Origin of the sequence: Streptomyces sp. NPDC007896 (genome assembly GCF_042959425.1) — a bacterium.
In the GTDB taxonomy this organism is placed as follows: Bacteria; Actinomycetota; Actinomycetes; order Streptomycetales; family Streptomycetaceae; genus Streptomyces.
In genome coordinates, this window is sequence record NZ_JBIBKX010000003.1 from 617343 (window position 1) to 641572 (window position 24230).

The 24230-nt window shown below is 68.5% G+C and carries 23 protein-coding genes and 1 pseudogene; 8 read left to right on the forward strand and 16 right to left on the reverse strand.

Translation table 11 applies throughout. The annotated features are described in order from the left end of the window. Positions 1–6: 6 nt before the first annotated feature. The 8 genes from ACFZDJ_RS14200 to ACFZDJ_RS14235 all read right to left on the reverse strand — a co-directional run bounded on the left by ACFZDJ_RS14200 (position 7) and on the right by ACFZDJ_RS14235 (position 5638). Complete coding sequence (locus ACFZDJ_RS14200; protein WP_391059002.1) at positions 7–1101, reverse strand: nucleoside-diphosphate kinase; 1095 nt, start codon at positions 1099–1101, stop codon at positions 7–9. Further along, positions 1059–2081, reverse strand: a complete 1023-nt coding sequence (locus ACFZDJ_RS14205; protein ID WP_391059004.1) for a thymidylate synthase — start codon at positions 2079–2081, stop codon at positions 1059–1061. Before ACFZDJ_RS14205 ends, ACFZDJ_RS14200 begins: the two co-directional genes overlap by 43 nt. Before the next feature lie 297 nt (positions 2082–2378). Continuing rightward, a complete protein-coding gene (locus ACFZDJ_RS14210) occupies positions 2379–2552 on the reverse strand; it encodes a hypothetical protein (RefSeq protein WP_391059007.1) in 174 nt (57 codons plus the stop codon). Between the two features lie 159 nt (positions 2553–2711). Then, a complete protein-coding gene (locus ACFZDJ_RS14215; RefSeq protein WP_391059010.1) occupies positions 2712–3356 on the reverse strand; it encodes an NUDIX domain-containing protein in 645 nt (214 codons plus the stop codon). Continuing rightward, positions 3248–3973: a hypothetical protein gene (locus ACFZDJ_RS14220; RefSeq protein WP_391059013.1), complete on the reverse strand. Its 726-nt coding sequence runs from the start codon at positions 3971–3973 to the stop codon at positions 3248–3250. The genes ACFZDJ_RS14215 and ACFZDJ_RS14220 overlap by 109 nt, the downstream gene beginning before the upstream one ends. Further along, positions 3970–4368 (reverse strand): DUF6415 family natural product biosynthesis protein, encoded by a 399-nt coding sequence (locus ACFZDJ_RS14225; RefSeq protein ID WP_391059016.1) that lies wholly within the window; start codon positions 4366–4368, stop codon positions 3970–3972. Before ACFZDJ_RS14225 ends, ACFZDJ_RS14220 begins: the two co-directional genes overlap by 4 nt. Next, the gene (locus ACFZDJ_RS14230) at positions 4368–4772 is read right to left on the reverse strand and encodes an ATP-binding protein (protein WP_391059179.1); all 405 of its coding nucleotides are present in this window, start codon (positions 4770–4772) and stop codon (positions 4368–4370) included. Before ACFZDJ_RS14230 ends, ACFZDJ_RS14225 begins: the two co-directional genes overlap by 1 nt. 65 nt (positions 4773–4837) lie before the next feature. Continuing rightward, on the reverse strand, positions 4838–5638 hold the full coding sequence (locus tag ACFZDJ_RS14235; protein WP_391059019.1) for a TauD/TfdA family dioxygenase: 801 nt from the start codon (positions 5636–5638) through the stop codon (positions 4838–4840). A gap of 168 nt (positions 5639–5806) precedes the next feature. On the opposite strand from ACFZDJ_RS14235, the gene ACFZDJ_RS14240 reads away from it, so the two are divergent. The 3 genes from ACFZDJ_RS14240 to ACFZDJ_RS14250 all read left to right on the forward strand — a co-directional run bounded on the left by ACFZDJ_RS14240 (position 5807) and on the right by ACFZDJ_RS14250 (position 8830). Further along, positions 5807–6226 carry an NUDIX domain-containing protein gene (locus ACFZDJ_RS14240; RefSeq protein WP_391059022.1) on the forward strand — a complete coding sequence of 140 codons (420 nt, stop codon included), beginning with the start codon at positions 5807–5809 and terminating at the stop codon, positions 6224–6226. A 6-nt stretch (positions 6227–6232) separates the two neighbouring features. Further along, positions 6233–7396, forward strand: coding sequence for a helix-turn-helix domain-containing protein (locus ACFZDJ_RS14245; protein ID WP_391059025.1), 1164 nt, complete (start codon positions 6233–6235; stop codon positions 7394–7396). Positions 7397–7588: 192 nt separating this feature from the next. After that, a complete protein-coding gene (locus tag ACFZDJ_RS14250; protein WP_391059026.1) occupies positions 7589–8830 on the forward strand; it encodes a helix-turn-helix transcriptional regulator in 1242 nt (413 codons plus the stop codon). 66 nt (positions 8831–8896) lie between these two features. Here the strand turns inward: ACFZDJ_RS14250 and cutA are convergent, their stop codons facing one another. Further along, complete coding sequence (gene cutA, locus ACFZDJ_RS14255; protein ID WP_391059029.1) at positions 8897–9223, reverse strand: divalent cation tolerance protein CutA; 327 nt, start codon at positions 9221–9223, stop codon at positions 8897–8899. A gap of 320 nt (positions 9224–9543) precedes the next feature. On the opposite strand from cutA, the pseudogene ACFZDJ_RS14260 reads away from it, so the two are divergent. The 3 genes and pseudogenes from ACFZDJ_RS14260 to ACFZDJ_RS14270 form a co-directional block, all read left to right on the forward strand. After that, positions 9544–10102, forward strand: a pseudogene (locus ACFZDJ_RS14260) (hypothetical protein); the annotation flags it as partial. 1210 nt (positions 10103–11312) lie between these two features. After that, the gene (locus ACFZDJ_RS14265; protein WP_078939917.1) at positions 11313–11510 is read left to right on the forward strand and encodes an excisionase; all 198 of its coding nucleotides are present in this window, start codon (positions 11313–11315) and stop codon (positions 11508–11510) included. Continuing rightward, complete coding sequence (locus ACFZDJ_RS14270; RefSeq protein ID WP_391059032.1) at positions 11507–12895, forward strand: tyrosine-type recombinase/integrase; 1389 nt, start codon at positions 11507–11509, stop codon at positions 12893–12895. Before ACFZDJ_RS14265 ends, ACFZDJ_RS14270 begins: the two co-directional genes overlap by 4 nt. A 161-nt stretch (positions 12896–13056) precedes the next feature. Here ACFZDJ_RS14270 and ACFZDJ_RS14275 read toward each other — a convergent pair whose 3' ends face one another. The 7 genes from ACFZDJ_RS14275 to xylB form a co-directional block, all read right to left on the reverse strand. Next, on the reverse strand, positions 13057–14580 hold the full coding sequence (locus ACFZDJ_RS14275; protein WP_391059035.1) for an aldehyde dehydrogenase family protein: 1524 nt from the start codon (positions 14578–14580) through the stop codon (positions 13057–13059). A 98-nt stretch (positions 14581–14678) separates the two neighbouring features. Beyond that, positions 14679–15989, reverse strand: coding sequence for a GAF domain-containing protein (locus ACFZDJ_RS14280; RefSeq protein WP_391059182.1), 1311 nt, complete (start codon positions 15987–15989; stop codon positions 14679–14681). Positions 15990–16123: 134 nt separating this feature from the next. Next, positions 16124–16726, reverse strand: coding sequence for an N-acetylmuramoyl-L-alanine amidase (locus ACFZDJ_RS14285; protein ID WP_390931249.1), 603 nt, complete (start codon positions 16724–16726; stop codon positions 16124–16126). Positions 16727–16770: 44 nt separating this feature from the next. Continuing rightward, complete coding sequence (locus ACFZDJ_RS14290; RefSeq protein WP_390931251.1) at positions 16771–17784, reverse strand: acetamidase/formamidase family protein; 1014 nt, start codon at positions 17782–17784, stop codon at positions 16771–16773. Continuing rightward, complete coding sequence (locus ACFZDJ_RS14295; RefSeq protein WP_391059038.1) at positions 17781–19283, reverse strand: amino acid permease; 1503 nt, start codon at positions 19281–19283, stop codon at positions 17781–17783. Before ACFZDJ_RS14295 ends, ACFZDJ_RS14290 begins: the two co-directional genes overlap by 4 nt. Positions 19284–19488: 205 nt before the next feature. Then, a complete protein-coding gene (locus ACFZDJ_RS14300; RefSeq protein ID WP_391059040.1) occupies positions 19489–20697 on the reverse strand; it encodes an ROK family protein in 1209 nt (402 codons plus the stop codon). Between the two features lie 68 nt (positions 20698–20765). Then, the gene (xylB, locus tag ACFZDJ_RS14305; protein ID WP_384907520.1) at positions 20766–22211 is read right to left on the reverse strand and encodes a xylulokinase; all 1446 of its coding nucleotides are present in this window, start codon (positions 22209–22211) and stop codon (positions 20766–20768) included. Positions 22212–22374: 163 nt separating this feature from the next. On the opposite strand from xylB, the gene xylA reads away from it, so the two are divergent. Continuing rightward, the gene (gene xylA, locus ACFZDJ_RS14310) at positions 22375–23541 is read left to right on the forward strand and encodes a xylose isomerase (RefSeq protein ID WP_391059043.1); all 1167 of its coding nucleotides are present in this window, start codon (positions 22375–22377) and stop codon (positions 23539–23541) included. A gap of 391 nt (positions 23542–23932) precedes the next feature. Further along, positions 23933–24208, forward strand: a complete 276-nt coding sequence (locus tag ACFZDJ_RS14315) for a hypothetical protein (RefSeq protein ID WP_384907516.1) — start codon at positions 23933–23935, stop codon at positions 24206–24208. The last annotated feature ends 22 nt before the right edge of the window (positions 24209–24230 follow it).

Here is a 24230-nt window from a genome sequence, read left to right on the forward strand (position 1 = left end):
GGGTGTTCAGCAGTCGGCGGACGTGGGCTGAGCGGGGATGTGGGCGGGAGCGGTGAGCAGGCTGCGGCGGTTGGCGCCGAACCACGTGCCGAAGTCGCGGCGGGCGGCGTCCGCGTCGTCCGAGGTGTGTACGAGGTTGTGCACGAGGCGCTTCTCGTCGAGCGCGCGCTCGAGGCTGTCGTGGCCCAGATCGCCGCGGATGGTGCCGGGCGCGGCCCGCAACGGATCGAAGTGGCCGATCAGGCGCCGCAGTTGGTTGTGGATACCGGGCTCGCCGTAGGCGAGAGCGACCGTCACGGCCTTGCCCGCGTAGGCGTCGTCCAGGCAGGTGGGGATGTCCCGGTCGGGGAAGTGGTCCGCGTCGACGAGGAGATCCCAGTAGTGCACGTGGGCCTGCCAAGGCTGCACGACGACGGTGCGGCGGCTCGCGATGGTGCAGCCGGCGGCCTCGATCCGCGCCAGGACGGTGTCCGTCAGGCGGCGCTCGCCGGCATCCGGCTTGCACAGGATCACCGAGCACCGGTCGAAGTCGGTGATTTGCAGGCGGCGGCCCGGCCCGTACCAGGTCCCGTACTCCCGGCGGGCGCTGGCCGCGTCGTCGCTGGTGTGGACGAGGTTGCGTACGAGACGGTTCTCCGCCTCGGCCGCTGTAAGGCTGTCGTCGCCGAGGTCACCGCGAATCGTGCCGGTTGCCGCCCGGAGTGGATCGGTATGCCCGATCAGCTCCCGCAGCCGGGCGTGGAGGCCGGGTTCACCGTGCGCGAGAGCGACGGTGACCCGTCGGCCCGCGAACGCGGCATCGATCCGGACAGGCAGATCGGGTCGGTTGCGACGCCCGGTGTCGGCGAGGAGATCCCGGTAGACGACGTGCGGCTGCCACGGCTCAGCGATCAAGTTCAGACGGTCCGTCACGGTGACGCCCGCGCCGGAGATCCGGTCGAGGACCTGTTCCACCATGCCGCGCGCCACCGCGTCGGGTTTGCACAGGATGACCGCCCAGCGGTCGAAGTCGATGCCCTCGCCCTCCACCACAGCACCGCTGAGCGGCCGGCCGCCACTCACTCGGAACCGCCGCCCGAAGTCGCAGCGCAGACCGGCCACTTGCGTTCCATGAGCCAGCGCAGGCCAGGATCGAGCGCGGCCAGGACATCCGGGTCGAACGCCGTCGTCTGGTCGTGCTGGATCTGCCGGTACAGCTCGAACAGCAGCACTGCCTGCTGCCAGTACGGATCCAGGTCCAGGCCCGCAATGCGCTCGGCGGTGTAGCGGCGATAGTTCGTGCGGAGCACGTGTTCGTGGTGCAGTACGTCCGCGATGGTTGAACCATCGGTGTCCCGCGGCATCTCCGGAAACGGGAAGGACGGCGGCGCCGACCGGGAGTCCGCCTCCGCCAGGACTCGCTCGACACGCTCGGCGTCGCTGTCGTTGACGTGGGCGGAGCCGATCGTGTGCGTGTACGTCCCCAGCTCCAGGCCGAGTTGGATCGCCGCGTACTCGTGGATCATCGTGAAGGAGAAGACGTCGGACAGCAGGCCGCAGTCGAGGTCGTTCGCCCGCATGTTGCACACCATGTGCAGTCGCCCGTCGCGCAGCAGCAGGTGCAAGCCGGCCAGGCATGCGACGTCGGGGTTGTCGAGGTCGGCGAGTTCCTTCGCCTCGAACACCGGCAGGTAGCCGCGTTTGCTGTCGGCCTCGTTCAGCAGCAGCTTCACCACCTGGTCGAACTGAGACTTGCCGCCACGGATCGGGCTGAACAGCGAATGTCCGTAGGCGGACCCGCCGAGACGGATGCCGTCGGCGCTGCTGGCGTGCATGGACGTCGAGTAGTAGCCGATCATCTCCAGGTCCCGGCGGCCCGCGAGGTACCACAGAGCCTCGGCGAACTGGAACACCGGATTCGCCCGGCGCTCGGCCAGATACGGCAGGCGCTGGCGGGGATCCGTGAGTCGGAAACTGACCCCGATCACTTCACGGGCGGCATTACCGCGCGCGTCAATTCGATGCTCCGGTTGCTCCGTTGCGAGACGCAGCAGAGCGACGTAGGCACCCTCGACGCTGTCGAAGATCGATGCTGTGAGCAATGCATTCTCCAGATCGTGAGAACAAAGTGGAGTCAAGTGGGGCTCGGCTACAGGGAGTTGAACCCGTGCGCGGCAGTGGATGAGAACGGGACTGCCGCGCACGGGGGTCGGGAGCGGGGATGTCCACGGGGTTGGTGACCCGGCCCAGGCCGGCAGCGTCGATAAACCTGATGGCGCCGGTGTCAGGCGCGGCCACCTGTTGCACGGTCATCAGCGACCGGCGCGAAGTCGATGGCGGGCTGGCACTCTTGCGTCGCGCTGTGCGTGGTCAGCGGTTGTGCGGGGTCCGGCTACCGGTTACTTGGTAGTGATTGCGTCATCGCCGTAGAGGCTGTCGGGTGTGTGACTGCGAATGTGCCGGTCCGCGAGAGCCCCTTGGGTGTTCGTCGACTTCGGGTTGGGGTTGTCCTTGGTGTCCTTCTTGATCTGGGCTATCGCGGCTCTGATGGTGGACTTCTTGTTGCTCGTCACGCGTTGCGTATTCTTTCTGCTCGGTTCTCATCGGGGACCGCTCCATCTGTCGGCCGTCTCAAGGGGGCGGTCGGAGCGGGGTCTCGGTAGCCCGTCCCCTGTTGCGGGCCATCCGCCCTGGGCAGAGCGGAGGCGCCTTCGCAGTCAGCGGACGGAAGTTCATGGCGCGTCGGCCTGGACCGATCGGCCTTCCACGAGATACGCGGGGTGCAGGGACGGGTCTTCCAGCAGCGCGACGGCTGCTCGGATGCGCCGCTCGGTGTGCGCTCCGGCCACGTCGCCCAGTTGATGGAGCAGTACGAATCGGTACCCGATCAGCTCCGGCTGTTCCCCCGGGGCCGCTTCGGGCAGGACGACCTTCGTGTCGCTCGGCACCGTGCCGAGGTCGTAGACGAGGTTCAGCCCCTCTGTCGCCCCGGTCGCCTCGTTGCGTGGAACGTAATCGACCGCAAGGAGCCGTCCCGGCGTGATGATCAGACCCGTTTCCTCGCGCACCTCCCGCGCGCAAGCCGAGTGCGGCGCCTCGTCTCCGTCCGCGCAGCCGCCCGGCAGTCCAAAGGCCCCGTCCTTGTAGCTCTTCTGCACCATGAGCACCGCCCCGGTCTCGTCCCGGATGATGGCGAGTGCCCCCCGTACGACGGCGGGGCGGATTCGTGAAGTCGGTGTCCTTATGCATACCTCTCCTCTGGTCAGCGTTATGGGAGCTGCTCTTCCTGAGCGGCGGAAACCAGGTCGTCCAGGTCGACGACGGTGACGCCTCGTAGCTCGCGCACGAGTTGCGAGGCCAGGAACCACGGGGTCCACTGCCGGTGTCTGTAGGGCAGCGGGATTCGTGCCAACTCGCTGTCGAACTCGACGGGTTCGGGGCGTCCGTTGGCACCGGTGCGGTAGAGCGTCCCGATCACTCCGTGAAGCCGCGGCACTCTGGCCCGGAGTGCGACAGTTCCGGCCCGCACGAGGTATCCGCACTGCTCGACGGCGGCCTTCGCGTGCTCCAGGCACAGAGGCGGCTGGGCCGTGAGGTGCCCTTCCCAGCCGTCGGTGGACCTGGTGTCCTGCTGCGCGGCCAGGAACAGGTATCCCAGTTGGGTACGGCTGGGCTGCTGCACGCATACCTGGCACCGCAGTTCTTCCATGCACTCGCGCTGCCGCGATGGGTGTACGTCCCGCCACCGTGGTCTCCCGACGATGTCGTTGCTGTGGCGGGACTGGGAGCAGCGTGCCCAGAGCACGCCCCGCTCGTCCCGATCGCCCGGTCCTTCGTTCAGATAGAACAAGCCCTTGCCGCCGGGCCGCAGGCCCAGGCTCGACAGCGAGTCGGCCTGTTCGCCTTGGCGTGCGGTGATGTACGGCACGAGGCGGCTGGCCGGGGCGTGCGTGCTGGTCCTGGAGCGCGCCTCGCTCGACGTAGCGCGCGTCATAAGGCGGTATCTCCCATCAGGTCGAGGATCGCGAGGACGGCCAGGGCGAACCGCCGGAGATGGCCCGGTGCGTCATCGGGGTAGGGGTACTCGGCGCTGAGGTAGACAAGGCGCCGAATCTCGTCGACCGGGTATGGCTGCACGAGGTAGGGAACGATCTCCACGAACGTGGTGGTCGCCTCCCGGAAGCGCGCGGCGATGGCCGCGACCAGATGCAGGTCAGGGTGGGCGTGCTCGCCAAGTACGGCTTCCAGGTCCTCGTACAGCTGCTCGTCGATCGCCTCGCCGGCGAGCGAGCGGCGAAGGCCGAAGAGGACCACACCCAGCGTCTCGTGATCGTTGGAGGTTCGTGGACGCAGTAGCCGCACGGCGACATCAGCCGTCACTGTGACCATCACGACCTCCCGTCGGGGATCGCGAGGGAGCACCACGTCGTTTTGCCGTCGCGGCTCACCCCCCACTCCTTCGCGAGGGCCGCGACGAGTAGCAGGCCGCGGCCGTTCTCGTCGGCCACGCTGGCGGATCGCAGTCGAGCCGGAGTAGGGGTGCCGTCGGTCACTTCGATGCGCAGTTCGTAGGCGGAGTGCCGAACTCGGAGCTGGACTGGTTGTCCCTTGCCGTGCTTGATGGCGTTGGTGACCAACTCGGAGACGACGAGCGTGGCGGCGTCGGTCAGCATCGCCAGGTCCCAGTGGCGCAGTTGAGCCCTGGTGATCCGTCTCATCTGCCCAACGCGGCACTCATCCGGAGGAAAGTCGGCCTCGAAGCCGCCCTCGCCCGCTTGGTCCCAGGTTTCGATGGCCGCGGCGACAGACGTGCGGGAAGTCCTCGCTCCTACGGCGAGCGGCTGGGCTCGCTGGGTCATCACCCCGCCTCCGAAAACACGGGTGTACGGCTGGAGGCGGGGGCGGGCGCGAACCCTCGGGGCATCGGAAACAGGGGCTCGCCGAGGGCCCGCCAGAAGAGCCGATCTCCGGTGAAGGCGCGTCGCGCGTGAAGCCAGCGTTCGTTGTCCAGCAGGTAGCCCTGACCGGGAGCCAGGGCAAGCCGCACCTGGTGACGTCCGGCTGCTGCCCGCAGCTGCGGGAGGTAGGGCTGCACTATCGGGTTCCAGCGTGCCAGTTCGTCGAACCGCAGGCGCACGGACACCCGTAGATCGTCGTGGACGGTGAACACTTGCGTGGCATGGCCGTCTCCGGCCCCGAAGAACGCGGTGCGCGCTTGTGCCAGCGCAGCCCCCGCCTCCTGCTCGCCGGCGAAGAGGTCGGCGTGCACGGCCTGTCCGTCGGTGAGCAGGCACTCCCCACCCGTGGCGGCAGCTTGCCCGCACACGAGGAGCATCAGACGGGGCGGGTTGGGGGTGCCGGAGCGTTCGGTGTGCGGATCAAGCGGGCCGTTGCCGAGCCCGGCAAATCCCGTCCGCTGCGCGTGGCGGCGGGTGTCGCGGATCGTGGTGAGCCCGTCCGAGTCGCTGTCGCGGTGCGGCACCACATTCATGGTCCGAGTCGCGAAGTCGAGCACGGCAGCGCGCGAGGCGAGTCCGTCGACAGTGACCAGGCCCGTGTCCCGCAGCCGCTCCGCGATCTCCTCAGCGGCTCCGGGCACAGCGAGGTCGACACGGTTGCGCATGAAGACATCGGTGTACGGCTGCTGAGCTCGGCGCATCACGGATCTCCTTGGCTGCGGTGGATTGGTCCCACTGTTCGGCGCCGCTGGACCGGAGGTAAAGCGACAGATTGTCGACTCGGGCAATTCGCCCACGCCCGACTCGTGCCAGCGGCCGCGTGCTACGTTCCGACCACCCCCGGCCGTACGTGCAATCCGAGGAGAGCGATGGCGTACACGCCCACCACCTGGCCCGTCTCCGTCAAGGGCGTAGCCGTTGACAGCCACCGACGCGTACTGCTGCTGAAGAACGAACGCGAGGAGTGGGAGCTGCCCGGTGGGCGACTCGAACCCTCTGATGGCACACCTGAGTTGGCGGTGGAGAGGGAGATCGAGGAGGAGACGGGCTGGGCGGTGAAGGCCGGTCCTCTCCTGGACGTGTGGATCTACCAGCCCCTGCCCGTGGCCATGCCGGACCGGCGAGTCGTGATCGTCACCTATGGCTGCATCGTCCTCACCCCGGACAAGACGCCCGTGGTGAGTCACGAGCACAAGCAGCTCGGCATGTTCACCGCTGACGAAGTGGCGGGCCTGACCATGCCGGACGGATACAAGCAGTCCATCGCCGCCTGGTACGCACGGATGTGACGGATCATGGACAGGTCGATGGTCCTGCGGCGCTCGCAACACACCGTGTGGCACTGGGCAACCCCGCAGGCCGAGGCAGTCCTCGCCTCCCGCGATATCGGGGCGATCCTGCGCTTCCACCGTGCCGTGCACGGCATGAACCAGTCCGAACTCGGGCGGCTCCTCGGCTACGACAAGACGTACATCTCGCTCCTCGAACTGGGCAAACGGAGCCTGGATGACATCGGCTCCCGCCGACACATCGCGGAGACCCTGTGTCTGCCCCCGCATGTCGTCGGCGTCACCGATCCAGCCGACACCGACCACCGCGCCATGCTCCAGTTCGGTGAGTCCACGGTCCGGCTCGCCGAGATCGCCCGCCAGTCCGGACACGCCTCCGAAGCCGTCGCCGAGTTGTGGCCCCTGGTCGCCCGGCTCGAGGCCCGCATGGAGGACGGGCACACGGAACGGGACGTCCTGCACCTCCTGGCCCGAGCCCGTGTCGGCCTTGGCGTCGCCCTGGGCAACGTCCTGCCGGAGGAACGACTGAGCACCGCCGCGCACCGGACCGCGAAGAGCATCGACATCGCCCGCTACTTCGGCGAACCGCCCTTCACCTCCTACGTGTTGCGCATGCACGGCAACGAACTGCGCAAGGCCCACCTCCACGGAGCCGCCGTCGACCGGCTGCAGCACGCGGCTGCCATCGCACCGCACAACGAGGCGAAAGCAGCCGTACTTCCGCTGCTCGCTCGGGCGGCCGGCGCCATCCGAAACCAGCTCCTGTTCGACGGGGCGATGCGGGAGACGAATCGGCTCCTGGACGAGACCGAACACACCTCGTTGTTCAACCCCTACGCCCTGCACGAGATCCGCCTGCGAGGGCTGATGGCCACCGGCAGGACCGAGATCGCCATACAGCTGATCGAGCAGGGCAGTCCTGTACCGACGACGACCGTCGCCCCGCAGTGGCGCGTGATCGAACTCATTACGGTGGCCCAAGTACGGCTGGCCGCCGACGATCATGGCAGCGCCGCGCAGTCCCTGCGCACCGCCGTCGACGAAGCAGTCCGCCAGCGACTTCCCCACCAACTGCAACGCATCGTGCGCGCGGCGGACTACCGGCTGCCGGAGATCAGGGAAGTCGCAGACCATGCCCTGGACCGGATTCGGCAGGAGATGGCCGCCTAACTGGATCTCGTCCCAGAGCAGCACCGGCCGGCCTCGGTCACTCGACTTAAGGAACGTGGTCATGGGCCCATGGCATCGCGTTGCAAAGCCGTCTACCAGGGGAATCCAGAGGGGGAAAAATCTGTCAAGGGGGGAAACTCCAGGGGGAATTGAGGCCATGATTGAAATCCGCCCACAACAGAGGTCACACTCATGACAGATCCGTTCGCCGAACTGTTGCTCCGGCTCCGGAAGGAAGCGGGCCGGACGCAAGAGGAGCAGGCAGACGCGATCAACGCGGTCTCCGGCCGGGTCACCATGACCCGCCGAGAGATCGGCCGCTATGAGAAGTTTGAGAACATCCCTACGAACCGCACACTCGCCCACATCGCAGTGGCCTCCGGCGTCCCCTTCGAGGAACTACTGCGGGAGGCCAAGGCCGCCCGCGCCCGACGGAAGTCGGGGAACGTCCGTGAACAGGAGGACCAGGACGACGTGAAGCGCCGCACGCTGCTGGGCAGTGCCGCCATCGGCGCGAGCGCGGCTGCCGAGCCCTGGGGCCGGCTCGCCTTCGCTCTCAGCAAGGGCTCCCACATCGACACGCCCGCCGCGGTCGCGCTCATCAACCGGGCTGCCGACCTGCACGTCCAGGAACTCAACGTCAGCGCCCGCCGCCTGCAAAGCACAGTTGAGTCCCACCTCGACGCGATCACCGCAGCCCTGCCCCACGCCGGCGAGCACGAACGGGCTCTCACCATCGCAGCCGGAGAAACCGCCGCCCTTGCCGGATGGGTGGCCTGGGACCTGGGCGAGTACGACAAGGCAGGCTCCTACTACGACGTCACGACCGAGTGCGCGGTGAAGGCCGGGCATCCTCCCCTCAGAGCCTTGGCCCTCACCTACGCCAGCTACGGGGCTCCGACACCGAAGAGGAAGCTGGAACTCCTGTCCCAGGCGTCCCAGGATGTGCGCGGACACGGCAATGCCACTGCCGCGGCCTGGGTCCTCGGGAGGCACGCGGAGGAAGCTGCCGCGGTCGGCGACGAGACAGGGGCGCTGCGTGCGCTTGACCAAGCACGCTTCGCTTACGACTTCGCGGATCACACCAGCGAACAGGCATGGGTCCGCTTCGTGACGCCGTACCGAATGGATTCGTTGGCCCTTTCCGTATACGGGCAGTTGGGGCGATCCGAACTCACCGCCACGGCCGACACCGCGGTCGACCGCCTGGGGGACGAACTACCGGACGGGGGCGTTGTCGTCCTCGGTGATCTCGCCTCCGCCCTGCTGCGCGGAGGCGACGTTGACCAAGGCGTCTACGTATCCCGCCAGTTCACGGCCGCATCACAGGCCAAGCCCAACACGATGGGCAAGGAACGCGCCGCGAAAATCGCCGCATGCCTCCCCGACAGTGAGCTGGAACTCGCCCACCATTTGCGGCAGTTCGCGTCCTGAATCGATCCTCTAGTTCGGTACACGGCGAGGTCAGAAGTCGACCGCAGTCGCGCGGTACGTCGTTCCTCAGTCCCGTGTCGTCTCCTCAAGAACCCACGACAGATACGCCTCAGACCCGCCGGTCACAGAAAGCGTGATCCACTGGGGGACGTCGTACGGGTGCTTCTCGGAGAGCCATGCCTCCAACTGCGGGAGACGGTCCGTCGTCGTCATGTACGAGATACGCCACTCCCGCGCCGTCTCGACCGCGTTCTTCCACCAGTAGACGGCGGTGATCGGTGCCTCGATGTGAACGCCGGCTGCCAACTTGCTTTCAACCGCGCCCCGCGCCAGGGCCTTTGCCTGTTCCTCGTCGTCGATGGTCGTCTGCGCGATCACAATCTCGTTGGCCATGCAACTACCTCTCCAGCTTGGTGTAGCACAACCCTATCCAGCCGTCTCCGGTGCTTGCCCACCTCTTCCGAGGCGGGGATTGCAGGGGCCGACCACCTTGAGCAGCGCCCGAGCTGGCATGATCCACTGCATGGCTGAGGGCCGGGAAGCTGTAGCGGAGCCAGCGCCGGTGTCGCTCACAAAGACCCCGGAGAAGGACTGACGACGCATACCGATGTGGGCCACTGCTACCGGCATAGTGGCCGTCACAATCGGCCTCATGCTTTGGGTCTGGGCGCCGTGGGTCGACCGCAGCCCGTTCACCGCCTACACGGTAGGGGCTCGCCGGGCGCCAAGTTGCCATACTCACTGCCCTCGTTGCGGGTGAGACGGCAAGGGCAGCTGTTCTTCTTGCCGAAACGATGCTCGGCGATCCGTGGGAGCAGGCCATCACGGCATGCTTGACCGTCCTGTGTCGCCGCGGCGCTGAGTTGCCGGTCGAAGACCAACTGGCGGCGCTGGCGACGACCTATCTGGAGTGGCCGACCGAACCTGGGATGACCGTCTTCGATACCCGGCTCGGCTTTGCCGCGCTCGACGCGACCGGTTCTGCCGAGGCTCCTACTGTCGACCGCATCGTCGAAGACCTCCACCGCAGGACAGCCGGTGCCGAAGACGGCTACGCGGCCCGCGAGAACCTGGCGCACCCGCTGTTCACCGCGATCGCCACGGGCAAGCAAGCCCAGGACTGCCGCGCTCTCGTGCATGTCTGCGCCCCTCGGGGCAGGGGCCATCCCGGACGAGCTGCAAGGACAGCTGGCGTCAGCTCTAGGTGCCAGCGGCATCGTGATCCGGGACAGCCATGCGCGCCGCTCCAATTCTGGGCGTACAACTCGGTGATCTGAGTTAGTGATCAGACAGGCACCCTCTTCCCTCAGACAGTCGTGCGCGACCGGAATTTGGCGCCGCCCTTGGTCAGCTGATCACTGCAGCGCAGCAGTACTGGACCATCGGCATCGCATGCGCCGGTCACCGTCGGGGAAGCCGGCCAGATCCACGGCGGGGATCATCAAGGGGCGAGTGGGTCTGTGTGACGAGGCTCCGGCATTCGCCCACGGCAGACGAGGAAATGGCCCACGGGACTGGAACCCCGTCCGGGATCATGCCAACGTACAAGGACCATGAAAACACCAGGTCAGCCACGAGGCGCGGCATTGAAGGTCAGCCCGCGGAGGGGCTGGTCGCTAGGCAGTACGCATGCCGCGCTGCTCGGTCTTACGGCCGCGTCCTGCTCCGAGGAGGTCCACCTGTCGAGTCCCGTCTTGCGATTCGCCCTCATCACGCGCCCTATCCCGCTCGGCACCGCGAACGACTGCCCCGGAGACGGAGGGCCTTGGCGCCACTTCCCAGGCTCTGCCTCTCTGGGGCTGCACGCCAGGATTTATTGGCGAGGATCTGCTGTATCGCGGTTACCGCAGTGGCCGAGAGGTGCCTACGTACATCGGTGCGCACCGCACCGCAGCACAGCAACGTGCCACGGAGCCTGGGTTGTTGGCGCTGTGACGTCGGAGGGTCCGTAATCTCGATCGGCTCACCGGCGGCAGGCTGCCCGTGCTCGTCACGGATGGCGCACCCTCGCCCTCTGCTCGTACCGCCTGGCCTCGTGACCGAGGCGGAAACAGGCGCGATGAGCACGCCTTCGTAGCGCAGGGCGATACATAGCAGAAGATCCCCGGTTACCGAAACCGGGGATCTTCCAGAGCATTGATGGTGTTCGCATTCGGCTGCGCTTGGCGGTGGAGCCGTGGCGGACGCAGTTGGCACGGCCGTACGCATCCGAGAGGAGATTTTGGGTGGCTGTTGCCTGCTGCTACATCAATGACCAAGCTTTCATGCCCACGGCCACTACTGCTCGCTACGCAAGGTCTCCTTCCGGACCGCTCGCTTGTGCGCCGAGAGGAAAACATCCGTTGTATCGACGTGTGATACCTGGCTGTGTCATGTCGTCCACTTCGGGACGGCGGCCGTGCAGAAATGGGAATTTCTGCTGCACACGATGCGCGCCTGGATTTCTGGCATGAAGCCTTTCTCAATGTGAAGGTGATATTGCATGGCTCGTCCTCCGGCGCTGAAGCTCGCCGAGGTTCTCGCGGAGATTCGTATGAGTCCGTCGGCGTTCTATCGAATGCGCACTCGCGGGCAAGCGCCCCGCATGATCAAGTTGCCCAATGGTGAACTCCGGTGTCGTCGCGCTGACCTGGATGCCTGGTGGGACATGTGCGAGAAAGATACTGATAATTGGCGATGAGTTATAATGTCCGCTTCTGGGACATACGGGAGCGCCCCGATCGGCGCAAGCCGTTTATGGTCCGGTGGACGGTCAATGGGCGCGAAAAATCAGAGTCATTCATGACCGTCGGGCTCGCCGACAGTAGACGGTCAAAGCTGATGACCGCGGCGCGCGATGGTGAACCCTTCGATGAGCGCACAGGGCTGCCAGCGTCCGAACTGCGAGATATCAAGCAGCGGACGACATGGTATGACCTTGCGCACGAATACCTCGACCAGCGTTGGGACCGCACCCCGGGAAACACCCGCCGTACACTGGCCGACGCATTCGCCACCATCACGCCTGCCCTTGTGCGCTCTGGCGTGACCTATGCGGAGCCGCGGGTGCTGCGGCGAGCGTTGTACTCCTGGGCGTTCAACAAGAAGGCGTGGGAGAAAGAGCCAGTTGAGGAATGGCGGCAGGCGCTGGACTGGATGAAGCGGAACTCCCTGCCTGTCAGCGCTCTCGCGGAAGCCGATGTGTTGCGACGGGCATTGGACGCCCTGTGCCTCAAGCTGGACGGCAAAGAGGCTGCGGCCAAGACGGCACGACGCAAGCGGGCTGCGTTCAACGAAGTTCTCAACATCGCTGTGGAGAAAGGATTCTTCACGGAGAATCCCCTCAACGGGCTCAGGTGGAACGCTCCAGCGGTCAACGAGGAAGTGGACCCGGCTGCCGTTCCCAATCCCGCCCAGGTCGCCCGTCTGCTCAGGGCGGTTGCCCAACAGCGTGGGCGCGGCCCTCACCTGGAGGCGTTCTTCGGCTGCATGTACTACGCGGCGATGCGGCCTGCGGAGGTCATCCATCTCCGGCTCGAACAGTGCCATCTGCCCAAGTCCGGCTGGGGGATGCTCAACCTATCGGGTGGCGTCGTCACATCAGGCAAAGAGTGGACGGACAGTGGTTCGGTGCACGAGGTGCACTCCCTCAAGCGCCGCGCGGCTACCGCGACCCGGCCTGTGCCCATCCCGCCGCAGTTCGTACGCATGCTCCGTGCACACATAGAACGCTTCGGTGTGGCGCCGGACGGCCGACTGTTTCGGAACCAGGCCGGCAACTACGTGGACGCAGCTGCATATGGCACAACGTGGGCGCGGGCACGGAAGTACGTCCTGACCCGTACAGAACTCGCCTCCAGGCTGGCAAAGCGGCCCTACGATCTCCGGCACGCCGGGATCTCGTTCTGGCTGTACTCCGGTGTGGACCCCGCAGAGTGCGCTCGTCGCGCGGGCCAGAGCATTGAGGTCCTCTTCCGCCACTACGCCAAATTCCTGGACGGCGTCCGAGAACAGGCCAACCGCCTCATCGAGCAGTCGATGCAGGAGTGGGATCGCGTCAGCCAGGGTGTGGAGTCTGAAGGGTGAGCCGGGGTTTGGTCCGTGACTGGTCCGGAAGTACTGGTCAGGAGCGGGATAGCAGTGGGAGGAACTGGGAGTTATGACGTAAGTTGGTCCTTGCCCCGGACGGACCGAGAGGAAGGCGCCTGACGGGCAAAAGCCCAGGTCAGGCGCCCTTCCTTGGGCCTCTAGAAGAAGCCCAGCTTCCTCGGCGAATATGACACCAGAAGGTTCTTGGTCTGCTGGTAGTGCTCCAGCATCATCTTGTGCGTCTCGCGGCCGATGCCGGACTGCTTGTAGCCGCCGAACGCAGCGTGCGCGGGGTAGGCGTGGTAGCAGTTCGTCCACACCCGGCCCGCCTGGATCGCACGGCCCGCGCGGTACGCGGTGTTGATGTCGCGCGTCCATACGCCGGCACCGAGGCCGTACAGCGTGTCGTTGGCGGTCTTGATGGCGTCGTCGAAGTCGTCGAACGACGTGACCGAGACGACCGGGCCGAAGATCTCCTCCTGGAAGATCCGCATCCGGTTGTCACCCTCGAAGATCGTCGGCTGGACGTAGTAGCCGCCCTTCAACTCCCCGTCGTGCTCGACACGTTCGCCACCGGTGAGGATCCTGGCGCCCTCCTGCCGACCGATGTCCAGGTAGGAGAGGATCTTCTCCAACTGGTCGTTGGAGGCCTGCGCGCCGATCATCGTGTCGGTGTCGAGCGGGTGGCCCGGCTTGATCAGCTCGGTGCGGGCGACCGCGGCCTCCATGAACTCGCCGTAGTGACCGCGCTGCACGAGCGCCCGTGACGGGCAGGTGCAGACCTCGCCCTGGTTGAGGGCGAACATCGTGAAGCCCTCGAGCGCCTTGTCCCGGAAGTCGTCGTTCTGCGCCCAGACGTCGTCGAAGAAGATGTTCGGGGACTTGCCGCCGAGCTCCAGCGTGACCGGCTTGATGTTCTCCGAGGCGTACTGCATGATCAGCCGCCCGGTCGTGGTCTCACCCGTGAACGCCACCTTCGCAACCCGCGGGCTGGACGCGAGCGGCTTGCCCGCCTCCACGCCGAAGCCGTTGACGATGTTGACGACGCCCGGCGGCAACAGGTCCGAGATCAGGCTCATCCAGTAGTGAATGGACGCCGGGGTCTGCTCGGCGGGCTTGATGACGACCGCGTTGCCCGCCGCCAGCGCCGGGGCAAGCTTCCAGACCGCCATCAGGATCGGGAAGTTCCAGGGAATGATCTGCGCGACGACCCCGAGCGGCTCGTGGAAGTGGTACGCGACGGTGTCGTCGTCGACCTCGCCGAGCGAACCCTCCTGGGCGCGGATCGCCCCCGCGAAGTAGCGGAAGTGGTCGATGGCCAGCGGGATGTCGGCGGCCAGGGTCTCGCGCACCGGCTTGCCGTTCTCCCAGCTCTCGGCGACCGCCAGCTTCTCCAGGTTCGCCTCCATCCGGTCGGCGATCTTCAGCAGGATGTCGCCACGCGCGGTGACGGAGGTGCGGCCCCAGCCGGGCGCGGCCGCGTGCGCCGCGTCCAGCGCGCGCTCCACGTCCTCGGCGGTGCCCCGCGCGATCTCCGTGAACGGCTGCCCGTTCACCGGGCTCGGGTTCTCGAAGTACTGCCCACGAGCCGGCGGCACGTACTCGCCGCCGATGAAGTGGTCGTAACGCGCCTGGTAGGAGACGATCGCGCCCTCGGTGCCGGGCGCCGCGTAACGGGTCATGCTGGTCTGCCTCCCGGAGAAGCGCTGCCCGCCGTTGGACAGCTCTCGCCGCGAGGCTAGGAGCGCGGACGTTGCAACGACGTTGCGGACGCGGCAGGTCAGCCCTTCCCGACGGCCGGCCGACGCCCCGCCTCGAACGCCGCGGGGTGCAGTCGGCCCGATGGCGCGGCCTGTTCGCGCTCCAGCCCCTCCAGCCGGGCCCGCACCGTCGCCGTCGGACGTACGGCGGCCAGCGCCCGCCATACGTCGAGGTCGTCCTCGCCCCACGGGGCGCGCGCCCAGTCCGCCAACAGGTCGGGGTCGCGACGGGCGATGAGCGCCGAACGCAGCCCGTCGGCGAGGCGGTGCCGCAACCGCACCACGGCCGGGGCCCCCGAACCCGGCAACAGCGGACCGGCGTACGCCGCCGCGGCCGCCGTGACCGCGCCCGTACCGAGCCACCGTTCGACCACCGCCACGTCGGACTCGACCGGCGCCATGAGCCGGTAGGGCCGTGAGCCCAGCAGGCCGGGGCCGAGCAGCCGACGCAGTCGGGTCAGCTCGGCGCGCAGGGTCACGGGCGTCACCGACTCGTCCTCGTACAGCGCGCACAGCAACTCGTCGCCCGACAGCCCCTCCGGGTGTCTTGCCAGCAGCACCAGGATCTCGCTGTGTCTGCGGCTGAGCCTGACCTTCCGGCCGCCCGTGACCAGTTGGGCCTCGTCGCGGCCGAGCGCGGTCAGCTCGAGCGTGTCCGCCGCCGATTCCGCCGGTGCGAGCAGTGCCAACTGGGACTCGGCGGCCCGCGCCACCGCCTGTACGAAACCGAGACTGTGCGGATGCGCGAGCCCGTCCCCACCCGTGATGTCCACCGCGCCGAGCACTCGCCCCGTGCGCGGATCGTGCACCGGCGCCGCGGCGCACGTCCAGGGCTGGACCCGCTCGATGAAGTGCTCGGCCGCGAACACCTGCACGGGCCGGTCCACGGCGACCGCCGTTCCCGGTGCGTTGGTGCCGACCGAGGTCTCCGACCACCGCGCGCCCGGTACGAAGTTCATCCGCCCCGCCTGCCGCCGCGTCGCCGGATGTCCCTCGACCCACAACAGCCGACCCTGCGCGTCGCACACCGCGAGAAGGTGCTCGCCGTCCGCCGCGAACGTCCCCATGAGCTCGCGGAAGAGCGGCATCACCCGGGCCAGCGGATGCTCCGCCCGGTAGGAGCCCAGGTCGCCGTCCGTGAGCTCCACCCGTGCCGTGCCGTCCGGTGCGACACCGGCCCGTGCCGACCGCCGCCATGAATCGGCCACCACGGAGCGCACCGGCCGCGGCACCGTGCCCGCCTCGGTGAACGCCTCGTGCGCACGGCGCAGTATCCGCACCCGCTCGACGGGGTCGGCTCCTGGTTCGAGGGCCACCCACGGTTCGGTCAACTCGGCCTCCCGGTAGGCGATGCGACTGGGACCATCGTCACTCCCGGTGCGGGCGCGGACAAGCACCGTGACGGAGCTCCTCACGTGGCGCTCACATCGGCGTGGGTCGTCGGGGAGCCGCGGCGGGCACTCCGTCAGGCGAAGTTGACGAGCCTTATGTACCGCGTCCAGTCCCAGTTCGGCCCCGGATCCGTGTGGTCGGTGCCCGGCACCTCGTAGTGGCCGATGATGTGAGCCCGGTCCTTGGGGATGCCGTGTTTCGCGCAGATCGCGGCGGTCAGCTTGGCCGACTCCTCGTAGAGAGCGTTGGTGAAATAGGCGGGCCGGTCCACCCAGCCCTCGTGTTCGATGCCGATGCTGCGGGTGTTGTAGTCCCAGTTCCCCGCGTGCCAGGCGATGTCACGCTCCCGGACACACTGGGCGACATGCCCGTCCGCCGATCGCACGAGGTAGTGCGCGGACACCTCCTTCTCGGGGTTCTGGAAGATGGCCACGGTCTTGGAATAGGTCTCCTGCGTGACGTGAATGACCACGTAGTCGAGCGGATAGGCCGTCGGCCGACTGGACGCCGTGTAGTTGGAGGTGCTCGCCGGTGCCCATTCGGCGAGCGGATAGTCGACGGCCGCCGTCTTCGCCGTCGCCTCTGTACCGGGCAATAACGCGTAAGGGAGGGCGGCGAGGGCGGCGCCGCCCTTGAGCAGGCGTCGTCGGCTCGGGAACGAACTGGCCCGTTCCATGGGGGAGTTGCCTTTCGGTGGTGGGGGGCGAGGGTCAGCCGCGCTCAGCGGCGCAGCACCGCGGCGGTGTCACGCAGGTGCGCGTGCAGGCCGCGGTGTGTCTCGCGGGCGGGCAGCCACTCCTTGCGGATCTTGGCGACGCACGTGTAGTTGGTGTCGCAGACGTTGGCGAGCGGCGATTCGACCGCCTGGGTCGCGAACTGGTAGGCGTCCAGCTCGCTGAACCCGTAGTCGCGCACCAACCACTGCACCAGGTCGAGCTGCGATATGCGGAACGCGTCCTCCAGCGGGCGTGCCGAGCCGGTCGAGATGATGTGCGTGTCGGACTCGATACGCGGCCAAGGGGTGGCGACTCCCTTGAGCAACTCGACGATCACCACCGTGTTCATCGCGCACTCGACGGCCACACCACACGTCTCGCCCTCGCCCTGCCGCGCATGCCCGTCACCGAGGCTCAACAGGGCACCCTCGACGTTCACCCCGAGGAAGCAGGTGACGCCGGCCCGCATCTCCGGAGTGTCCATGTTCCCGCCGTGCGCGTCGGGCACCAGCGCGGAGCGCACCTCGAGGTTCGCGGGCGCCACTCCGACGGTGCCGTGCATCGGGTCCATGGGCAACTCGATCCGGATGTCGCTGTCCCGGGCGCTGAACAGGGCGGTGCGCCGCTCCCGGTCGAGCTGCCAGATCCACACGGTCTCCGGCAGCGGCGGCTGCAGCGTGGCCGTGGTGTGTGTGGAGGTGAGCGCGCCGAACAGCGGGACCGTCGTCGAGGCCGCCCAGTCGCGAGCAGGCTCGATCGACACGAAGTGCACCGCCACGGTGTCGCCCGGCTCCGCGCCCTCCACGTGGAAGGGACCGGTCTGGGGATTGAGAAACGGGAACTCGCACACCTCGGACACCAGGTCCTTCTCCGAGCGCACCCGTCCGGCGAAGCAGTCCTCCGTGTACAGATCGAGGACGGTGCCCGGCGCGATGCGTGCCACGGGCGGCGCGCCGCCGAACGTCCAGGCGTACTCGCCCGGTTCGGGGCGCACGGTCAGGATGCGAGGGTCACTCATGGCTGCACGGCTCCGCTCTGCCGAAGGTCGAAGGACTCGGGGGACTCGGGGGACGAGGTCTCGTCGAGGTGGACACGGGCGGTCTCGGCTATGCGCCCGGGGTGGCGCCGCGACAGGACGATCAATACCACGACCCCGGCCGCCATCCAGACTCCGACAACCGGTCCCGCGTACGAGACGGGCGCGGTGAGTTCGGAAATGAAGTCGAAGACGGGCAGGCCCGCGGCCGTCAGCAGCGCGGGGACGAAGGCGACGATGCCCAGCAGAGGGAAGAGCAGATGCCGCACCGGTTTGAGCAACTCGCGTCGGCGGCGCAGAAAATAGCACGCACAGGCGAGGTTCACCACGATGTACACGCCGATGACGACCGTGACGATCACCGTCGCGAGCAGCAGGAACGCCGTGACGGGGTCGTAGTACAGACCGAGGCCCAGGACAGCCGCGACCGCCACGGCGCACTGCGCGGCGACGCCGGCGACGGGGGAGCGGTGCCTCGGATGCAGGTGCGTGAAGAGCCGCGGGAACAGCTTGATCCGGGCCAGGGCGAAGGCCGTGCGGGTGGAGACCGTCGCGCAGGCGTTGGCGTTGGCGATCGTGGAGTTGACCACCGCGAGGAACACCAACACCCAGAACAGTCCGAAGGAAGCGCGAGCCACGCCTTCCCAGGACGCCGCGCCGGAGGCTCCGAAGCCCCCGAAGCGGTCGGGGCCGAAGTACACCGACATGGCGTACGTGGTGAGGACGTAGAAGAGACCGATCCCCAGTGCCGCGCCGAGGACCGCGCGGTGCATGGTCCGGCGGGGATCTTTCGTCTCCTCGGCGAGCGGTGCCGCCGCCTCGAATCCGGCGAAGGCCAGCACCGTGTAGACCGATCCCGCGAACACGCCGCTGACGCCTTCGTATCCCTTGGCCGTGTGAGAGGTTCCGAACACCGACAGCGTGTTGTCCCCTCCGGCCTTGGCGATCAGCCATACCGCGAAGGCAAGGAAGACCAGCACTTCGAAGACGCCGAGGACGGTGCCGAAGCGAGCCGAGGCGCGCACTCCGAAGTATCCGGCGACCGCGATGATCGCCGCGCCCGCGAGCGACCACGGCCACCACAGCTCGTCCGGGTAGGAGGACCACTCCTGGTGCAGTGTGCCCGCCGTGGTGAACCCGAGTTGCAGGAGCAGCAGCGGTGGCACCAGCGCCTCGACGAACACGTAGCCCCAGCCGACGAGAAACCCCACGGCCGGGTGCAGTCCCTGGGCCGCGTACGTGGCCACCGAGCCCGCGGTGGGCAACTGTCGTGCCAGCTCGGCCACGCAGGACGCGGTGAAGAGGCAGGCGACGAGGGCTATCAGTACGGAAAGGGGCAGACTGCCGCCCGCGAAGGCCGCGCCCGACGGAATGGACGCGGCGACAGCCGCGGCCGGCGCCATGGCCGTGATGCTCTGGAACAGGACCTCCCGCAGCCCGACAGCCTCGCGCCGCAGTTCTGGAACCGTCTCCCCCGACATCTGAACCCCCCGATCCCCCGATTCGCCCGGACAGCCGGCCATCGGCCCGACGGCTGCGCCTCGCGTGAATTACGGTACGGCGCTTGCCGGTTGGGCGGGAGGGCACGGCGTTCGTCGGTGGACAACTCCGGGACTGTGGACAACTCGGTCACCCGTGAGGGGGAAAGGGACCCTGAGCACCGCGCCGCCGACCGAGATGACCGCGCTACCCCCGCTCCGCGAACCCCGCCGGATCGTCGAGCACCGCCCGCACCACCGAGTGGGCGGCCCCCAGCAGCGGCCCCTCGGGTCCCAGCGGTGACACGGACACGGCACAGGCGGGGCCCGCCGTGCGCCGCGACAACTCGTCCTCCAGCGAAGGCAGCAGCCACGGTGCGAGACCGGACAGCGCTCCACCCAGTACGACCGTCTCCGGATCGAGGAGGTTGACCGCGCCCGTGAGCGCGATACCGAGCGCGGTCCCGGCGTCGCGCAGGGCACGCCGTACCTCCGCATCGCCCTGGGCGGCACGCTCGGCCAGCAGCCCGACACGGTCCTCACGCGGCTCCAGACCGGCCGCGCGCAGCACGGCCTCCTCACCCGCGTACTGCTCGAGGCAGCCCCGTCCGCCGCACGGGCAAGGAGGGCCGTCCGGCCACACCGGTACATGCCCCAGCTCGCCCGCGAAACCGCGGGTTCCGCGCAGCAACCTTCCGTCCACGACCACGGCCGCACCGATGCCGATCTCCGCGGACACATGCAGGAAGTCGCTTGGGGTGGCATCGCCGAGCCAGAGTTCCGCCAGACCGCCGAAGTTGGCCTCGTTGTCCACGGTCAGCGTGAGGTCCCCGGGCAGCAGCGCGCCCAGATCCGTGTCGTGCCAGTCGAGGTTGGGGGCACGAACCACGGTCCGGGCGTCGCGGGCCACCAGACCGGGCACCGCGACCGCGAGGCCCGCGGGCCACAGCCTCTCCCGTTCGGCCTCGGCGACGACCTGCCGCACCAGCGCGGTCAGCTCCTGGAGCACCGGCTCGGGCGGCCGACCGCGGTTCGTGCCGTGCCGCACCGCCCGCGCCCGTATGTCACCGCGCAGATCGACGGCGCACACCGCCAGATGGTCGACGCCGACCTCCGCGCCTATCCCGGCGGGGCCGTGCCCGCTGACGGCGAGCGCCGAGCCCGGTCGCCCCACCCGTCCGGGCCGCTCGGGGCCCAGCTCCTCGAGGAGCCCCGAGCGGATCAGTTCGTCCACCAGCGTCGAGACCGCTGCCCTCGTCAGACCGATGTGCGAGGCGACGGCGGCACGCGACAGCGGCCCCTCCGCGCTCACGGTGTGCATGACACGGGAGAGGTTGCGGCGGCGCATGCCCTGTTGGGTGTCGGGCAGTCGACGGCCGGAACCGGTCGGGTGGGCCTCGTGCAGTGGTGCGGTCATGCCTCCGTCAGTCCTCGTCCGGCCGGTCCCCTAGGGGCTGTCCTCGTCTGTGCTCGCTCGGTGCTCGCTCAGTCCTTGTTCGGTTCCCGTTCCAGGAGCGGGGCCGCGTCGGAGAGTACCCCGGCGATCCTGGCGAGCGTCTCCTCGTCCCGGTCCACGGCGTCGAGCACCGGCCCGTGGGCCGTTCCCCAGCGGCGGGCCACCGCGGCCGGGTCCTCGCCGGTCAGCAGGCCCGCGGCCTGCGCGGCGGCACCCAGCGCGACCAGTTCCTTGGCCTCGGGCACCTGAACCGGACGTCCTGACAGTCGGCGTACGGTCTGCTGCCAGGCCGTTCCCCGGGCGCCTCCGCCGATGAGCAGCAGCGGCGCGGAGCGGTCCGCGTCCGGGTCGAGCACCAGGTCGAGGGCGCCGAGGAGCGAGTGGACCGCGCCGTCGTACGCCGCCTGCAGCAACTGTCCGCCCGTTGTGTCGTGCCTGAGGCCGTGCAGCAGTCCCGAGGCATGGGGCAGGTTCGGGGTGCGCTCGCCGTCCAGGTAGGGGAGCAGCGTCACGCCGACGCCCGGTTCGACGGCCTCGCGGTCGAGGCCCAGCAGCGCGGCGACACGATCGACGGCGAGCGTGCAGTTCAAGGTGCAGGCCAGGGGAAGCCAGTCGCCGCGTGCGTCGGCGAAGCCCGCGACGGTGCCGGTCGGGTCGGCGGGGCGCCGTGTCGAGACGGCGTACACCGTGCCGGAGGTGCCGAGGCTCAGTACGGCGGTGCCGGGGCGCAGTCCGAGGCCGAGCGCGGCGGCGGCGTTGTCGCCGGTGCCGGCGGCGACCAGCGTGCCTTTGGAGAAGGGCAGCTCATCGCGGGCGTGCACGGTTCCGGCCACCTCGCCGGGCCGGGCGATGCGGGGGAGCATCGCCGGGTCGAGTCCGACGTGCGCGAGGACTTCCTCGTCGTACCTCTCCGTACCGGACGCCCACCAGCCGGTACCGGAGGCATCGCCGCGGTCGGTCGTGCCCTCTCCTGTGAGGCGCTCGGTGAGGTAGTCGTGGGGCAGCCGTACGGCCGTGGTCGCGCGGACGGCGTCGGGCTCGTTCTCGGCCAGCCAGGCCCACTTCGTGACCGTGAAGGAGGGGCCGGGCACGCTGCCGCTGCGCTCGGCCCAGGCCTTCGGGCCGCCCAACTCCTCGACCAGCCGACGGGCCTGCGGCGCCGAGCGCACGTCGTTCCACAGCAGGGCCGGGCGTACGGGATCGCCCTGGGCGTCGAGGGTGACGAGCCCGTGCTGCTGGCCGCCGATCGACACCGCGGCGGCCTCGTGGGCCGCCTCGCCGCACTGGTGCAGCGCCTCGCGGAGCGCGTCCCACCACTGCCGCGGGTCGCTCTCGCGGCCCGCCCCGGTGGAGACGGTGTGCGGCGCCTGCCCACTCGCCACCACCTGTCCGGTCGACGCGTCGACGACCAGGGCCTTGGTGGACTGGGTGGATGTGTCCACCCCGACGACGAGCGGACCCTCGGCTGCTGACATCGGGCTCTCCCTCTTCCGCGGCTCCGCGGGATCTGTCCTGGTGGTGGGGCTTGCGGACCGGTGTGGCCCAGGTTTCGCACTTCGTCTCTTCCCAGAGATGCCTCCGCATACTAATTTGTTAATCGCCATGACGAAATAGTCGGAGCTAGCAAGGAGCCGCGGCATGAACTACCAGCCCACCCCCGATGACAGGTTCACCTTCGGCCTGTGGACCGTCGGCTGGCAGGGAAGGGACCCGTTCGGCGACGCCACCCGGCGCGCCCTGGACCCGGTCGAGTCGGTACAGCGCCTGGCTGAGCTCGGCGCCTACGGTGTGACCTTCCACGACGACGACCTGATTCCCTTCGGGTCCTCGGACAGCGAGCGCGAGTCGCACGTCAAGCGCTTCCGCCAGGCCCTGGACGCGACCGGCATGCGGGTGCCGATGGCCACCACCAACCTGTTCACGCACCCCGTCTTCAAGGACGGCGCGTTCACCGCGAACGACAGGGACGTGCGTCGCTACGCGCTGCGCAAGACGATCCGCAACATCGACCTCGCGGTCGAACTCGGCGCGCAGACGTATGTCGCCTGGGGCGGCCGTGAGGGCGCCGAGTCCGGCGCTGCCAAGGACGTGCGCGTCGCCCTCGACCGCATGAAGGAGGCCTTCGACCTCCTCGGCGAGTACGTGACCTCCCAGGGCTACGACCTGAAGTTCGCGATCGAGCCGAAGCCGAACGAGCCGCGCGGCGACATCCTGCTCCCGACCGTCGGCCACGCGCTTGCCTTCATCGAGCGTCTGGAGCGCCCGGAACTGTACGGCGTCAATCCCGAGGTGGGCCACGAGCAGATGGCCGGGCTGAACTTCGCGCACGGCATCGCGCAGGCCCTGTGGGCGGGCAAGCTGTTCCACATCGACCTCAACGGTCAGTCCGGCATCAAGTACGACCAGGACCTGCGCTTCGGTGCCGGTGACCTGCGCTCGGCGTTCTGGCTGGTCGACCTCCTGGAGAGCGCCGGGTACGCGGGGCCGAAGCACTTCGACTTCAAGCCCCCGCGGACCGAGGACTTCGACGGGGTGTGGGCGTCGGCAGCGGGCTGCATGCGCAACTACCTGATCCTGCGGGAGCGCACGGCTGCCTTCCGTGCCGACCCCGAGGTCCAGGAGGCGCTGCGCGCGTCGCGCCTCGACGAGCTGGCGCAGCCCACCGCGGCGGACGGCCTGACGGGGCTGCTCGCGGACCGTGCGGCCTTCGAGGAGTTCGACGTGGAGGCGGCCGCCGCGCGCGGGATGGCCTTCGAGCAGCTGGACCAGCTCGCCATGGACCACCTGTTGGGCGTGCGGGGCTGATCGTGTCCCGGTGAGGCCTGGCCCGTCCGGCGGGCCAGGCCTCACATCTCGCTGCGTGGACCCGGCGGGGAATGCTCCGGAATCATGCGATCCACGGCATGAGTCCGTATCAACTTCGGCACAGGGGTCGCCCCATGACCGGTTCGAGGCGAGTCTTGACGCTATGGCCACCCCGCCCTTACCGCCCCAGCCTCCCCGGCCGCCGGGAGACACGCCCCCTTCGGGAAACGGTGGCTTCGGCCCGCCGCCCGGAGGCTATGGGCCTCCTTCGGGAGGCCAAGGTCCCCCTTTCGAGGGCTACGGTCCCCCTCCGGGGGGTGATGGGCCCGAACCTCCCGCTGGATTTCCCGGCGGTCCGGGAGGCCCTGGTGGCGGGCGACGCCGTACTCCGATGTTCCTCGCGCTCGCCGCGCTCGTGGCCGTCGTGGCTGTCGTCGCCGTGGTGCTGATGGTCCGCGGCGGCAGCAACACGCCCGACAAGAAGGGGCCCACCGAGAGCGGCGGCACTCAGGGATCGTCTTCCCCGTCGCTGAGCATTCCGTCCGAGCTGCCCAGCGAGCTGCCCTCGTCGCTGCCCTCGGCCCTGCCTTCCTCCTTGCCCTCGGAGCTGCCGAGCGACCTGCGCAGCATCCTGCCGAGCGACCTGCAGTCGCTCCTCCCGACCTAGGTCCTGTCGTCAAATTCCCGTC

What these genes read in the sequence shown, in the direction of transcription:
- ACFZDJ_RS14220 (WP_391059013.1), bottom strand. Translation starts at nt 3,973, where the DNA reads ATGACGCGCGCTACGTCGAGCGAGGCGCGCTCCAGGACCAGCACGCAC.
- ACFZDJ_RS14225 (WP_391059016.1), bottom strand. Translation starts at nt 4,368, where the DNA reads ATGGTCACAGTGACGGCTGATGTCGCCGTGCGGCTACTGCGTCCACGA.
- ACFZDJ_RS14235 (WP_391059019.1), bottom strand. Translation starts at nt 5,638, where the DNA reads ATGCGCCGAGCTCAGCAGCCGTACACCGATGTCTTCATGCGCAACCGT.
- ACFZDJ_RS14240 (WP_391059022.1), top strand. Translation starts at nt 5,807, where the DNA reads ATGGCGTACACGCCCACCACCTGGCCCGTCTCCGTCAAGGGCGTAGCC.
- ACFZDJ_RS14245 (WP_391059025.1), top strand. Translation starts at nt 6,233, where the DNA reads ATGGACAGGTCGATGGTCCTGCGGCGCTCGCAACACACCGTGTGGCAC.
- ACFZDJ_RS14250 (WP_391059026.1), top strand. Translation starts at nt 7,589, where the DNA reads ATGACAGATCCGTTCGCCGAACTGTTGCTCCGGCTCCGGAAGGAAGCG.
- cutA (WP_391059029.1), bottom strand. Translation starts at nt 9,223, where the DNA reads ATGGCCAACGAGATTGTGATCGCGCAGACGACCATCGACGACGAGGAA.
- ACFZDJ_RS14265 (WP_078939917.1), top strand. Translation starts at nt 11,313, where the DNA reads ATGGCTCGTCCTCCGGCGCTGAAGCTCGCCGAGGTTCTCGCGGAGATT.
- ACFZDJ_RS14270 (WP_391059032.1), top strand. Translation starts at nt 11,507, where the DNA reads ATGAGTTATAATGTCCGCTTCTGGGACATACGGGAGCGCCCCGATCGG.
- ACFZDJ_RS14275 (WP_391059035.1), bottom strand. Translation starts at nt 14,580, where the DNA reads ATGACCCGTTACGCGGCGCCCGGCACCGAGGGCGCGATCGTCTCCTAC.
- ACFZDJ_RS14285 (WP_390931249.1), bottom strand. Translation starts at nt 16,726, where the DNA reads ATGGAACGGGCCAGTTCGTTCCCGAGCCGACGACGCCTGCTCAAGGGC.
- ACFZDJ_RS14290 (WP_390931251.1), bottom strand. Translation starts at nt 17,784, where the DNA reads ATGAGTGACCCTCGCATCCTGACCGTGCGCCCCGAACCGGGCGAGTAC.
- ACFZDJ_RS14295 (WP_391059038.1), bottom strand. Translation starts at nt 19,283, where the DNA reads ATGTCGGGGGAGACGGTTCCAGAACTGCGGCGCGAGGCTGTCGGGCTG.
- ACFZDJ_RS14300 (WP_391059040.1), bottom strand. Translation starts at nt 20,697, where the DNA reads ATGACCGCACCACTGCACGAGGCCCACCCGACCGGTTCCGGCCGTCGA.
- xylB (WP_384907520.1), bottom strand. Translation starts at nt 22,211, where the DNA reads ATGTCAGCAGCCGAGGGTCCGCTCGTCGTCGGGGTGGACACATCCACC.
- xylA (WP_391059043.1), top strand. Translation starts at nt 22,375, where the DNA reads ATGAACTACCAGCCCACCCCCGATGACAGGTTCACCTTCGGCCTGTGG.
- ACFZDJ_RS14315 (WP_384907516.1), top strand. Translation starts at nt 23,933, where the DNA reads ATGTTCCTCGCGCTCGCCGCGCTCGTGGCCGTCGTGGCTGTCGTCGCC.